This window comes from Simiduia litorea (genome assembly GCF_042853465.1).
GTDB lineage: Bacteria > Pseudomonadota > Gammaproteobacteria > Pseudomonadales > Cellvibrionaceae > Simiduia > Simiduia litorea.
Window position 1 is genome coordinate 2,030,970 of sequence record NZ_AP031497.1, and the last position, 12,303, is coordinate 2,043,272.

Genomic DNA, 12,303 nt, shown 5'->3' on the forward strand with positions numbered 1-12,303 from the left:
CGTGCAGTATGGCAAAGATAATGGGAGTCGGACAGATGTACCTGATTGAGCAGATAGATATTCCATGCAATTAGCCGAATTCGCATTGGGGCAATCGCCCTATCCTTGGCAGCATCAACGTTGGCAATCTCTCTTTGAGGCGGTTAGCGCGCAAAAGCTACCCCATGCACTTTTATTTGCCGGAGTGCCCGGGGTGGGGAAAACCCATCTAGCCATGTTGCTTGCGCAGCGTCTGCTTTGCTTGACAGCAGCGGCTGAACTGGCTTGTGGCAAATGTAAAGCGTGTCAGTTATTGGCTGTGGGTACTCACCCAGATCTCCTGTTGTTAGAGCCTGAGGCGGTTGGTAAGGCCATTAAAATTGACGCCATTCGCCATGCCAATGATTTTTTAAGTAAAACGGCTCAGCAGGGTGGCCGCAAGGTGGTGGTTATCGCACCAGCGGAGGCGATGACAACGGGCGCTGCGAATGCGCTACTAAAAAGTCTAGAGGAGCCTGCTGGGAGTGCACATATCATGTTGGTTAGCCACCAAACCAGCGCGGTATTGTCCACCATTCGCAGTCGCTGTCGGTTGCTTGCATTCGGTTTGCCAGACATGGACGCTGTGGTGCCTTGGTTGACGCCTATTGCCGGCAATAGAATCGCGCCAGAGCAACTACTGTCCCTTGCCGGTGGCGCACCGCTGGCCGCGCGTGGGCTCCTGGATGGCGATTCATTGGAGCAACACCAGCAATTGGTACAGAATTTACGGGATTTGGCGCAGGGGCAAAAAGGCCCTCTGGCGTTGGCCTCTGAGTGGCTGGCGCAGGATCACCAGCAGGTGTTGTGTTGGTTTCAACTCTGGCTTAGCCAGTTGCTGAAAAACTTACAGTGGCAACAGCCGAGTCCAGATAATGTTGAGGCGTTCGATTGGGCTGTGAGCCTCATGGGTGAGGCGGGCGCACCTGTGCTGCACCGGTTGTATGAAAAAGTCGGGCGCGCGCGCCAGGCTTTGGCGGGCCCGTCTAACCCTAATACGCAATTGCTATTGGAGGAAATAGCCTTGGACTGGCAGGCGCTGTGTCGAGCATTTGCGCGGCGTTCGCGTTAATTAGCCTCTGCTATCTAGACACCTGTGCTAGCTTGCTTTAACGTTGCTAAACTAAACCTTTGACCTGATCAAGGAATGCACTATGGCTGCTTTGGGCGGTGCCCGCAACGGCATATTAAACCTAAATATTCGCGATAAAGCCGTGCTTTATGCCAGTTATATGCCCTTTGTGCGCAATGGTGGCTTGTTTATACCCACTACGCGCGCCTATAAAATTGGCGACGAGGTATTTATGTTGCTGAGCCTTCTGGATGAGGGCGAGAAGATTCCGGTTGCCGGAACGGTGGTTTGGGTTACCCCTAAGGGCGCTCAAGGTAACCGGGCCTCGGGTGTAGGCGTGCAGTTTAACGACCAAGACAATATGGCTGTCAGCAAGATCGAAACCTATTTAGCGGGCTCGCTCAGTTCAGATAGACCAACCCATACCATGTAGTCTGCGCTTATTTTCGATTAGGCCAGCTTGCTGGCCTTTTTTGTTAAACTTTTGCGCCAGTTGCATGGATATACATCAATACCCTGCAGATAAACCGTCGGAACTTATCCCATGCTCGTAGATTCGCATTGTCACCTAGATAGATTGAAACTGGGTGACCGAAGCCTTGCCGAGGCTATTGAAGAGGCCCAGCAGCGACAGGTTTCTCATCTCCTTTGCATCTCAATCTCCGATAAAAATGTTGAAGATGTTCTGCAAATAGCGGAACAGTTTGAGCAAGTCTATGCATCGGTTGGCACTCATCCGTTAGACATTGAAGAGGGCGCCATGAGTCGGGAGCGTTTAACGTCCCTCACGGCGCGTGCAAAAGTTGTAGCGGTTGGTGAAACCGGCTTAGATTACTATTACACCAAAGACACTATGCAGGCGCAGAAAGATAGCTTTGCTTTGCATTTAGAGGTTGCCGCCGAGACCGCCTTGCCGGTGGTTGTGCATACGCGCGAGGCCAAATCCGATACCTTGGATCTCATTGCTCGGCACGGCTCGCGCCAATCAGCGGGTGTGCTGCATTGTTTTACTGAAGATGTTGCTATGGCATCGGCAGCGTTGGATTTGGGTTATTACATTTCTTTGTCGGGTATTGTTACCTTTAAAAATGCTGAGGCGTTGCGCGATGTCGCTAAATTTGTGCCAATTGAACGTCTACTGGTTGAAACCGATTCACCTTATTTGGCGCCAATACCTTATCGAGGCAAGCCGAATGAGCCAAAGTATGTACATGAGGTGGCGCAGTATTTAGCAGAACTGAAGGGTATGAGTTTTGAAAGCTTCGCCAGTGCCACCACGGATAATTTTTTCAACTTATTTAACCGTGCAATTAAATTAGACGAGTGCAGGAGCAAATAATGCGTGCCCAATTAAAAACGATGCTGGAATTGCAAGACAGCATGAATACCAAAGTCAACGACAAGTGGCGCGAGCAAAATTTTGCTTGGTATCGGGCTATTTGGGTAGAGTGCGCCGAGCTCATGGATCATTTTGGCTGGAAATGGTGGAAAAAGCAGGTGCCCGATGTAGAGCAGGTGCGGCTAGAGCTCATTGATATTTGGCATTTTGGCTTAAGTATTTCGCTGACAAAATTTTCAACGCAGGCGCTGATGATAGATGAACTAGAGCAGGGTCTAAAATCCATGTCGGGTGTTCAAGCGGTCGCCGATGACGAGACCTTTCGGCAATTACTCGAAGTCTTTGCCGAAGAAACAATCGCCAGCAAAAGTTTTTCTGTGTCAACTTTCGCTAAGTTACTCAGTGCCGTAGATATGAATTTCGATCGTCTCTACTGCGGTTATGTTGGCAAAAATGTTTTAAATTTCTTTCGTCAAGATCACGGCTATAAAGATGGCAGTTACAAGAAACTTTGGTCGGGCAGGGAAGACAATGAGCATCTAGTGGAGGCAGTAGCTGAGCTCGATACCGACAGCGCCAGCTTCGCTGATGATCTTTACCAAACACTACTGAAAAGATATGAAAATGCCTGATATACACAGGGTCAATGTGGACTATCATTGCAGGAAATACCCGTTATTGCGCCGGATCAGGTGAAATTTCCTCATTTAGCCCTATAATGGCCGCCGCTTATTCAGGTTTGAACCACAGTTACGGAGAATTATTGTGAAAGCACCCGTTCGTGTCACCGTTACCGGCGCCGCCGGTCAGATCAGCTACTCCTTGTTGTTTCGCATCGCCGCTGGCGATATGTTGGGCAAAGACCAGCCAGTGATTTTACAAATGCTGGAAATTACCCCAGCTCTCGAGGCACTGAAAGGTGTAGCGATGGAGCTAGATGACTGCGCTTTCCCATTGTTAGCCGGCATGGTGTGTACTGATGATGCGAACGTTGCATTTAAAGACACCGATTACGCTCTGCTGGTTGGTGCTCGTCCACGCGGCCCAGGCATGGAGCGCAAGGATTTGTTGGAAGCTAATGCGGCCATCTTCTCCGTACAGGGCAAGGCTATTAATGCCCACGCTTCGCGTGATATTAAAGTCTTGGTAGTTGGCAACCCTGCCAATACGAATGCATTAATTGCTCAGCGCAACGCGCCAGATATCAACCCACGCCAGTTCACCGCGATGACTCGTCTGGATCACAACCGTGCGCAGACTCAATTGGCGCAGAAAACCGGTAAGAGCATTAATGACGTGACCAAAATGCTGATTTGGGGCAATCACTCCTCAACCCAGTACCCTGATATTCACAACACCTTGGTAGCGGGTAAGCCCGCCATGGGACTGATTGATCAGGCGTGGTACGAAAGTGAGTTTATCCCAGTGGTGCAGCAGCGTGGTGCGGCCATTATTAAAGCGCGTGGTGCGTCCTCTGCGGCGTCAGCCGCCAACGCCGCCATTTTCCACATGCGCGACTGGGCGCTTGGTACGCCGGCAAACGATTGGGTGAGCATGGGCGTATACAGCGATGGCTCTTATGGTATTGATAAGGGCCTGATCTACTCTTTCCCATGCGTTTGCAAGAATGGCGACTGGGAAATAGTACAGGGCTTGGCTATTAACGATTTCTCGCAGGCCAAAATGAAAGCCACCGAGAAAGAGTTGCAGGAAGAGCGCGATGCAGTAAAAGCGCTCCTGCCTAGCTAACTGAGGCAATAACGCGACAGAGAAAGGCGTGGTGTCATAACCGCGCCTTTTTTTTACCACATTACTTTAGGAGTTTTGATCATGGCACACCCAAAAGTTGGCAATCTTGCCCCCAGCTTCACGTTGAGCAATCAGCGGGGCGAAAAAGTATCGTTGAAGGATTATCGTGGCCAACGCGTCGTGCTTTTTTTCTATCCAAAGGCGTTAACCCCTGGTTGCACCACGCAGGCTTGCGGAATCAGAGACAGTAAAGCGGCCTTGGCTAAGCTGAATACCGTGGTTTTTGGTATAAGCCCAGATCCTGTCGCCAAATTACAGCGTTTTGAAGATAAACACGATCTCAATTTTGATCTTTTAGCGGATGAGGATCACTCGATAGCTGAAAAGTACGGTGTGTGGGATCTTAAGAAATTTATGGGTAAAGAATATATGGGCATAGTGAGAACCAGTTTTCTCATTGATGAGGACGGGCGTTTAACGCAAGTGTTCGACAAATTTAAGACCAGCAACCATCACGACCTGCTTATTGAATTGCTAAAAAGCGCCTGATTAACCGAGTGTTTACCCCGGAGCCAAAAAGCCCTAGCGCTTCTTATAACCTTATCTTATAGTTGCTTGAAAATTTACTGACTTTCAGGAATTAGTCTGAAAGTCAGGTTGAATGCAATTTTTGTCGTCTAACGCCACAGGCTGTCGCCACTGGAGCTGGTGATTAATAGCTATAAGAAATAAGTTAGGTGACTTCATAGAGAGGGTATTTATACCCCGGTAGTTTTTAAGGTTTCTTGGGGGATTTCAACATCTCAACCATCGCTTCAGGTGTGTCTATAGGGCCGGCTTCGGCAGCGTTTTGGACAGATCAAGATTTATCGAATATGACCGCGCGCATGCGGGTATTGCTCAGGTTGTTGTCGTCACCTGTGGGCGGCTTTCACGCGCAACTTTGGTCCTACTTCGCCGCCGGTAGCGCCATGTTTAATGCTCGGCAAGCGATTTTTTATCATCGAAGCCTTGGCCGTTGCCTCAGGTACAGCCTGATTAGCGGGCAGGGGCCGGAAGCCTTGGACGTGACAGAGGAAGCATTTGATGCTCAGCATCAGGCACTCTTGTGCCTTACTGAGCCTCAACTTCTGAATAATTCCCGCGAAAGCTACGACAACCCTCTTTCGCTGGCGTATACTCATGCCGGAGCAGGGCAATATCTCTTGTCGCCCTTGCCCAACACGTCTGCGGCATTGGTTTTTGTAGTAGATAGCCACGAGGATTGTGGCGAAAACCAGTTGTCCCCAGAGGATAAGGAAACACTGGCATTGTTGGCAGAAGGAGTCGCCCGCATGGTTCATTTACATGCATCACCTGAAAAAATTCTCCGTACGCAAGAAGGTTTTGCCGTCAGCGGAATCCACTCGCTCGCCGAATACATTGAGATAGCAAGTCTTCCGGCTGTTTTTGGCATTCCCGGTAGAGTCATGGACGTTTTGCAGCGTCGCGTTGGTCAATCGAGTATGTCGATAGACGAAGTCGCCAGCGAATTGAGTATTTCGAAGCGCACCTTGCAACGTCGATTGCAGCAGGCCGATATCAACTTTGCAATGCTCAGGGATCAAGTGAGGTTTCATTACTCCATTGGCTATTTGGTTGATCAAAATCTTAGTATTGATCAAATATCAACCGCCTTGGATTTCTCTGACCGCACTAGCTTCACCAATGCGTTTAAGCGTTGGACGGGGTTGTCGCCGTCTACTTTTCGTAAGTTGTTCCGCGATTACGCCTAGTACTTTCGCACAGGCAATCGAGCCTGCTTGATTGCCTGTAATTAGCAAAACCTGTAGAGTTAGCCGCCACAAGATTCTCTTATTTTTGAGGTAGCTATGTCGTTTTTCATTCCTGAGGCTATGGCCCAAGCCCAGTCAGCTCAACCTGAAACCAATCCAATCGTAACCTTGTTAATGTTTGGTGGTTTGTTTTTGTTCATGTACCTGTTCATTATTCGTCCACAGCGCAAGCGCCAAAAAGAACATACCAATTTGGTGAGCAGTTTGAATAAAGGCGACGAAGTTGTATTGAGCAGCGGTATGCTAGGTAAAATCACCAAGGTAGATGAGAATTACGTAGTGCTGGAGACTGGCAATAATATTGAATTGAAATTTCAAAAAGTAGCGGTACATGCCGTGCTCCCTAAGGGCACCATTAAATCGATTTAATATGTAAGGCTGCCTACGGCGGCCTTTCTTCTTTTGGGATGCTTAAATCTATGCTTTCTAAAGAGCTCGGCCTCAAATACCCGCCACGAATCCCGTTTGCCCACACCCCCACACCCATTCAGCCACTGATTCACTTGCAAAAAGCACTGGGTGTTAGCACTCGGCTTTGGGTTAAGCGCGATGACTTAACTGGATCGCATTTATCGGGTAATAAAATTCGTAAGTTGGAATTTTTAGTGGCCGATGCAAAATCTAAAGGCGCTACCCATTTAATTACCTGCGGTGGTGTGCAATCCAACCACTGCCGAGCAACGGCTTTGCTTGCCGCTCAGGCGGGGTTGAAATGCCATCTCTTGTTAAGGGGTGATGAACCGTCACAGCCAGACGGTAATTTGCTCTTGGATAAAATTGCTGGCGCCACCATCAGCTACTATCCAAGCGCCAGTTTTGAGCGTCAAATCGCCGACTATTTTGCTCATTGGTCTAGCCATTACGCGGCGCAGGACGGTGTTGCTTATTGCATCCCCACCGGTGGCAGCAATGGTGTGGGACTTTGGGGTTATATTGCCTGTGTGGACGAGCTGGCACATCAATTTAGTGCAATGAATTTTTGTCCCGACCATATTGTTTGCGCTACCGGCTCGGGCGGCACTCAGGCTGGTTTGACTCTTGGTGCTGCGTTACTCGGCTTGCCTTCGCAAGTTACCGGTGTGGCGGTGTGCGATGACGCGCGTTGGTTTGAGAGGAAGGTCAAGCAAGATTTGAGCGAGTGGCAGAGTTTATATCCAGATCTCGCTCAACAAAATTGCTTGAAGACAAACCTTGCTGTGCATCAGTTAGCGGTCAACACGCTCGAGCAATATGTTGGGCCCGGTTACGCCCAAGCTGGCCCCGAAATTTTTGAATTGATAAAGCTGGTGGCGCAAAGCGAAGGTTTGCTGTTAGACCCAGTTTACACTGCAAAAGCTTTTTTTGGCATGGTAGAAGAGGTAAAGCAGGGTATTTGGCAGCATGCAAATGATGTGCTGTTTATACATACCGGTGGTGTTTTTGGTATTTTTCCGCAGCGCGAGCAATTTCAATTTTGAGTTGGTGTAGGGTTCGTTCGTCCTTAATTTTTGCATAATAACGATAGCGAGAGTGCCACACATGGTAGAAGAATACGTCACGTCAATTAATGGCTTTGTTTGGGGCAAGGTCATGTTAGCTCTGTTGCTTGGCACCGGGCTCTATATGATGACCCGATTAAAAGCGCTGCCACTTAGAAAAGTTGGCTATGGTTTTTCTCAGCTGTTTAAAGGTCGGAAATCTGCGCAAGAGGGCGATATTTCACCGTTCAATGCGTTGATGACGGCACTAGCGGCCACCATTGGCACGGGTAATATTGTTGGTGTGGCTACCGCCATTGGCATAGGTGGCCCGGGTGCGTTGTTTTGGATGTGGTGCAGTGCTTTACTCGGCATGGCAACAAAGTTTTCGGAAGCCACATTGGCAGTACATTTTCGCGAAGTGGACCACCTGGGCAAGCGCGTTGGTGGACCCATGTACTACATTAAAAATGGCTTGGGTAAGAAGTGGGCTTGGCTAGGTATGTTGTTTGCCTTCTTCGGCGCGCTGGCTGCTTTTGGTATTGGCAATACAGTGCAGGTGAACTCTATTGCCTCCGCTGTGCAGGAGTCAGCCGGGGTATCACCGTATGTTACTGGCGGTGTTTTATTTGTTTTGGTGGCGTTGGTGTTAATCGGCGGTATCAAGCGCATTGGCGACGTGGCGGGTATGTTAGTGCCGTTTATGGCGGTTACCTATATCGCCGCAGGACTGTTTGTGATTGCCGTGCATTGGTCAGAAATACCAGCAGCTTTCGCACTGGTCATTGAAAGTGCCTTTAATCCCTCTGCGGCCTTAGGTGGTGCAGCGGGTGTAACACTGATGATGACGATTCAATTCGGTGTGGCTCGCGGGGTGTTTTCAAACGAGGCGGGTTTGGGTAGTGCGCCTATCGCACATGCTGCAGCACAAACGAATAGCCCCGTACGTCAAGGTGTGATTGCCATGCTTGGCACGTTTATCGATACCATCGTGGTTTGCTCTATAACCGGTTTAGCTATAGTGGCTTCGGGTGTTTGGTCGGGCGAAGCGAAAGGTGCGGCTATGTCTATTGCTGCCTTTAATAGTGCATTTGATTATGGCCAGTGGGTTATTACAGTTGGATTAGTGTTGTTTGCATTTACCACTGTTCTGGGCTGGAGTTATTACGGTGAGCGCTGTGCGCAATTCTTGCTGGGTGAAAAATTCATTATCCCATACCGTGTTTTGTTTATTCTGGCTGTGCCTGTTGGTGCAGTAATGCATTTGGATTTCGTTTGGTTGCTGGCTGATACATTGAACGGTTTAATGGCGATTCCAAATCTTATTGCCGTTCTAGCTTTGTCTGGCGTGGTGATAAAATTGGCGCGGGATTATTTTAATGATCCAGAAAACAATTAAATAAAATGAGCAGTAAAAAAGGCAGCTCTAGCTGCCTTTTTTACTGCTTCGACGTAAGTGGCCAATCAGATGCTTGGGATCACTTCGGTAAGCACGTTGACAATGGTGTCGATGTGTTCTTTTTGAATAATTAACGGTGGCGACATGACAACTGTGTCACCTGCCGGGCGAACGGTGACACCAAGAGGTAAAGTTTTCGCCGCGACTTTTGCTGCCGCACCCGGGGTTAAATCAATGCCAGCTAATAGGCCGTAATTGCGAATGTCTTTGACGCCGGGCAGGCCTTTGAGTGAATGAACGGCATCGCCCCAGTAGCTAGCGATTGTATCGCAGTGCTGAAACAATTTTTCCGACTTGTAAATGTCGAGGGTGGCGAGCGCCGCGGCACAAGCGACAGGGTGAGCGGAATAGGTGTAGCCATGTAGAAACTCGGGCACCGCTGATGCGTCACCGGTGTTAACGAATGTGTCGTAAATTTCCTGCTTGCAGAAAACCGCACCCATCGGTATAGCGCCGTTGGTTAAACCTTTTGCGGTGGTAATCATGTCGGGTGTCACACCCACTTTTTCGGCCATGGTGGCAGCGCCTGTGCGCCCGTATGCCGCAATAACTTCATCAAAAATCAACAAAATATTGTGTTGATCGCAAATAGCGCGAAGTTTTTCTAAATAACCTTGGGGTGGTACAACGACACCACCGGCACCTGCCACAGGTTCCACAATGACCGCTGCGATGTTGCTCGCATCGCGCATGGCAATAATGTCATTGAGCTCGTCTGCAATATGAGCGCCGTTCGTTGGCAGGCCTTTACTGAAGGCATTTTCGGGTAGTAGGGTGTGGCGCATGAAGTCGGCTTCTAAACCTTGGCCGAAACTCTTTCGATTACCGGTTAGACCTGCAAGTGACACGCCACCCCAGTTGACGCCGTGGTATGCCTTTACGCGGGCAACGAAGGCTGTTTTAGAGGCTTGGCCCTTTAAGCGCCAATATTGGCGTGCAATTTTTAGTGCGGTATCGACTGACTCGGAGCCTGAATTGGTGAAGAAAATACGGTTGAGGCCTTTCGGTGCTATGTCTTCAACTAATCGGTTTGCCAGCTCAAAGCCTTTCGGGTGACCGTAGCTAAAGGGGTTGCCGTAATCCATGTCGAGTAATTGCGCATGTACAGCTTCAGCGATCTCTCTGCGGCCGTGACCGGCATTACAACACCATAGGCCGGCGTTGGTATCCAAGATTTTCTTGCCATCTGCCATGGTCATGTACATACCCTCAGCGCCTACGTAGAAGCGCGGGTTGGCTTTGAAGGCGCGGTTGGCAGTGAAGGGCATCCACCAAGCTTCCATTTGAGCTTGTGAGGGCAGTTGGGTCATGATCTTTTCCTATTCAAAGTAAATGGGCAAATTGCTTTCCATGGTCTTTTTATAGCAAAAAATCATTGGTTCGATAAATTAACATCTATCGAATTGCAGGTTGATAAATCTAAACCTTAGTGCCCTCAGTTATAGATTTGAGGTGGTTAGGTTTGCATTGATGGGTGTCGCTTCGTTGACACTCATGATTGGTGGGTTATCCAGCATGGCAATACGACGCTGCTCAACTTGTTTGTGCCAAGCAAGAATTGTGTAGTACTGGCGGATATTATTGACGTAGTTAACCGGCTCCCAGCCTCGCGCGTAGCCGTGGCGAGTGGTTTTGTAATACTTGCGCTGCGCTAGCAGCGGTAGCGTTTCGGCCACATCGTCCCAGGCATCTGGGTTGCCGCCGTGATCAGCGGTAAGTTGCCGAGCGTCGGACAGGTGGCCGAAGCCAACATTGTAAGCCGCAAGTGTCATCCAAAGGCGATCCGGCCCCTGCACGGACTCGGGGATACGCTCGAGCAAGTGAGCGATGTAGCGTGCGCCTCCGTCAATGCTCTGGGCTGGGTCGAGTCGATTTTCGATGCCTAGTTCGCGCGCGGTATTTAGGGTTAGCATCATCATCCCGCGCACCCCCGTACGGGACCTCGCCCTGGGGTTCCAGTGAGATTCTTGGTAGCTGATGGCCGCAAGCATCATCCAGTCCATCTGGTAGGTGTTAGCCGCTTCTTTGAGCAGGTTTTCCCACTTTGGCAGGCGATTTTTTACCCTGTTGGAAAAGGTGAGTGCGCCACCTGTATCCACCGTTGAGCCAACCTCAAAATGGCTCTTTTCCAGCGCTACCAGCTTGCCCGATGACTGATACTCGGCGAGAAAGCGATTGGCTGCCTTTTTAAGCGATTGGTCTACCTGCGGGCTAAAAGCCCACGCCATGGGTTGTTTATCGGGGAAGGTATAAGCGATGCGGGCGCGCGGGTAAACTGATTGGCTGATGCTAAAGGCTGTGGATTTCACCATGGCAAAGTCGGTTTCGCCCGAATGCACCTGTTCGATGAGATCCATGCTGTTGTAGTCGGACGAGGCGACCCATACCAGCTCGGGGTACTGTGCTGCGATAACAGCAACTCGGTCCGCCTCGCCCGAGTCGGCCATGACCATAATCTTCTTGCCAAATAACTCTTCCAGTTCGGTGGGTTTACCCGTGCCGTTGCGGTAGATAAGCAGTTGGCTTATATCGAGGTAGGGTGTTGAGAAGTCGACTAGAGCCTTGCGGCCTTCAGTGATAATCAGACCGGCGGCGGCCATATCGACGGCTTTGCCCGAGCGCGTGAGTTCGAGCAATTCGGTAAAGTTACCCGCGGGGACTATCTCTAATCGCACGCCAAGGTACTTGGCAAAGGCGCGCGCTAATTCGTACTCAAAGCCGTCGAACTTGCCGTCGGTATCTTCATAGTAGGTTTCCGGGCCGTTAATAGAAGCAACTCTAAGTATGCCGCTGGCCTGTACGCTTTCCAGTGAGTTCGGCACTCGACTTTCCACTAAATGCGCAGACGCCAACAAAATCACCGCTAGCGCAGCCACTTTGGTCAGGTGTCTTATTAATGCGCGTATAGCTAATGCCATAGAAGCTCCGAGTTGAAGGTTGTTCCTTTTTTTGGGTACTCACCCAAGAAAGGTGCCTTGATCAAATTCTGCGCGATTTTAACGACCCAATTTGTTAACCGATAGCTTGTTTTCCTTCTGTAACTATAGTATCGAAAAGAGACTTTGACGTTTAAATCAACATGCGATGGTGTGCTAAGCCGCCATTTGCTTATGCTGGACGGGGCTTTTAGGGAAGTATGAAGAAGCTAGAATAATTCATTATAAGCGGCGACATAGCCGTGCAAGTAACGCGAGCGGTACTATCGTGCCTATTCGGTAGGTTTTATCCCTCGTCGGTGATGGCTTTGGGCTGTTCACGCCGCAAATATCGAGTACAATTGCCGCCTTTCCAGTTAGGGCGGGTTTATCATCCCTATGACTGCGGTTTTTATTCGCATTCAGCGGTTTAACACGCGACAGCTCACTAGCGCCGTC

At 49.7% G+C, this 12,303-nt stretch carries 12 protein-coding genes; 10 read left to right on the top strand and 2 right to left on the bottom strand.

Annotated features, from left to right (window positions below):
- Positions 1-64: 64 nt before the first annotated feature.
- The 10 genes from ACGHTT_RS09015 to ACGHTT_RS09060 all read left to right on the top strand — a co-directional run bounded on the left by ACGHTT_RS09015 (position 65) and on the right by ACGHTT_RS09060 (position 8,869).
- On the top strand, positions 65-1,090 hold the full coding sequence (locus ACGHTT_RS09015) for a DNA polymerase III subunit delta' (protein ID WP_390594808.1): 1,026 nt from the start codon (positions 65-67) through the stop codon (positions 1,088-1,090).
- 82 nt (positions 1,091-1,172) lie between these two features.
- Positions 1,173-1,523, top strand: coding sequence for a PilZ domain-containing protein (locus tag ACGHTT_RS09020; RefSeq protein WP_390594809.1), 351 nt, complete (start codon positions 1,173-1,175; stop codon positions 1,521-1,523).
- Between the two features lie 111 nt (positions 1,524-1,634).
- Positions 1,635-2,429, top strand: coding sequence for a TatD family hydrolase (locus ACGHTT_RS09025; RefSeq protein WP_390594810.1), 795 nt, complete (start codon positions 1,635-1,637; stop codon positions 2,427-2,429).
- The gene (locus ACGHTT_RS09030) at positions 2,429-3,061 is read left to right on the top strand and encodes a dUTP diphosphatase (RefSeq protein ID WP_390594811.1); all 633 of its coding nucleotides are present in this window, start codon (positions 2,429-2,431) and stop codon (positions 3,059-3,061) included. Before ACGHTT_RS09025 ends, ACGHTT_RS09030 begins: the two co-directional genes overlap by 1 nt.
- Positions 3,062-3,194: 133 nt before the next feature.
- Positions 3,195-4,178: a malate dehydrogenase gene (locus tag ACGHTT_RS09035; RefSeq protein WP_390594812.1), complete on the top strand. Its 984-nt coding sequence runs from the start codon at positions 3,195-3,197 to the stop codon at positions 4,176-4,178.
- Positions 4,179-4,259: 81 nt separating this feature from the next.
- Positions 4,260-4,727 (top strand): thioredoxin-dependent thiol peroxidase, encoded by a 468-nt coding sequence (gene bcp / locus ACGHTT_RS09040; protein WP_390594813.1) that lies wholly within the window; start codon positions 4,260-4,262, stop codon positions 4,725-4,727.
- A 272-nt stretch (positions 4,728-4,999) separates the two neighbouring features.
- Positions 5,000-5,953 carry a helix-turn-helix domain-containing protein gene (locus ACGHTT_RS09045; protein WP_390594814.1) on the top strand — a complete coding sequence of 318 codons (954 nt, stop codon included), beginning with the start codon at positions 5,000-5,002 and terminating at the stop codon, positions 5,951-5,953.
- A 96-nt stretch (positions 5,954-6,049) separates the two neighbouring features.
- Positions 6,050-6,382: a preprotein translocase subunit YajC gene (gene yajC, locus ACGHTT_RS09050; protein ID WP_390594815.1), complete on the top strand. Its 333-nt coding sequence runs from the start codon at positions 6,050-6,052 to the stop codon at positions 6,380-6,382.
- 50 nt (positions 6,383-6,432) lie between these two features.
- On the top strand, positions 6,433-7,470 hold the full coding sequence (locus ACGHTT_RS09055) for a 1-aminocyclopropane-1-carboxylate deaminase/D-cysteine desulfhydrase (RefSeq protein WP_390594816.1): 1,038 nt from the start codon (positions 6,433-6,435) through the stop codon (positions 7,468-7,470).
- A gap of 61 nt (positions 7,471-7,531) precedes the next feature.
- Entirely contained in the window at positions 7,532-8,869 is a 1,338-nt protein-coding gene (locus ACGHTT_RS09060) for an alanine/glycine:cation symporter family protein (RefSeq protein WP_390594817.1), read from the top strand.
- 65 nt (positions 8,870-8,934) lie between these two features.
- On the opposite strand, the gene ACGHTT_RS09065 is transcribed toward ACGHTT_RS09060, so the two are convergent.
- Together ACGHTT_RS09065 and mltF are read right to left on the bottom strand one after the other, a co-directional pair.
- On the bottom strand, positions 8,935-10,239 hold the full coding sequence (locus ACGHTT_RS09065; protein ID WP_390594818.1) for an aminotransferase class III-fold pyridoxal phosphate-dependent enzyme: 1,305 nt from the start codon (positions 10,237-10,239) through the stop codon (positions 8,935-8,937).
- A gap of 129 nt (positions 10,240-10,368) precedes the next feature.
- Positions 10,369-11,847, bottom strand: a complete 1,479-nt coding sequence (mltF, locus tag ACGHTT_RS09070; protein ID WP_390594819.1) for a membrane-bound lytic murein transglycosylase MltF — start codon at positions 11,845-11,847, stop codon at positions 10,369-10,371.
- Positions 11,848-12,303: the final 456 nt, after the last annotated feature.

Excerpts from the sequence above, each read along its gene's own strand:
- ACGHTT_RS09015 (WP_390594808.1), top strand. The coding sequence starts at position 65 with ATGCAATTAGCCGAATTCGCATTGGGGCAATCGCCCTATCCTTGGCAG.
- ACGHTT_RS09020 (WP_390594809.1), top strand. The coding sequence starts at position 1,173 with ATGGCTGCTTTGGGCGGTGCCCGCAACGGCATATTAAACCTAAATATT.
- ACGHTT_RS09025 (WP_390594810.1), top strand. The coding sequence starts at position 1,635 with ATGCTCGTAGATTCGCATTGTCACCTAGATAGATTGAAACTGGGTGAC.
- ACGHTT_RS09030 (WP_390594811.1), top strand. The coding sequence starts at position 2,429 with ATGCGTGCCCAATTAAAAACGATGCTGGAATTGCAAGACAGCATGAAT.
- bcp (WP_390594813.1), top strand. The coding sequence starts at position 4,260 with ATGGCACACCCAAAAGTTGGCAATCTTGCCCCCAGCTTCACGTTGAGC.
- yajC (WP_390594815.1), top strand. The coding sequence starts at position 6,050 with ATGTCGTTTTTCATTCCTGAGGCTATGGCCCAAGCCCAGTCAGCTCAA.
- ACGHTT_RS09055 (WP_390594816.1), top strand. The coding sequence starts at position 6,433 with ATGCTTTCTAAAGAGCTCGGCCTCAAATACCCGCCACGAATCCCGTTT.
- ACGHTT_RS09060 (WP_390594817.1), top strand. The coding sequence starts at position 7,532 with ATGGTAGAAGAATACGTCACGTCAATTAATGGCTTTGTTTGGGGCAAG.
- ACGHTT_RS09065 (WP_390594818.1), bottom strand. The coding sequence starts at position 10,239 with ATGACCCAACTGCCCTCACAAGCTCAAATGGAAGCTTGGTGGATGCCC.
- mltF (WP_390594819.1), bottom strand. The coding sequence starts at position 11,847 with ATGGCATTAGCTATACGCGCATTAATAAGACACCTGACCAAAGTGGCT.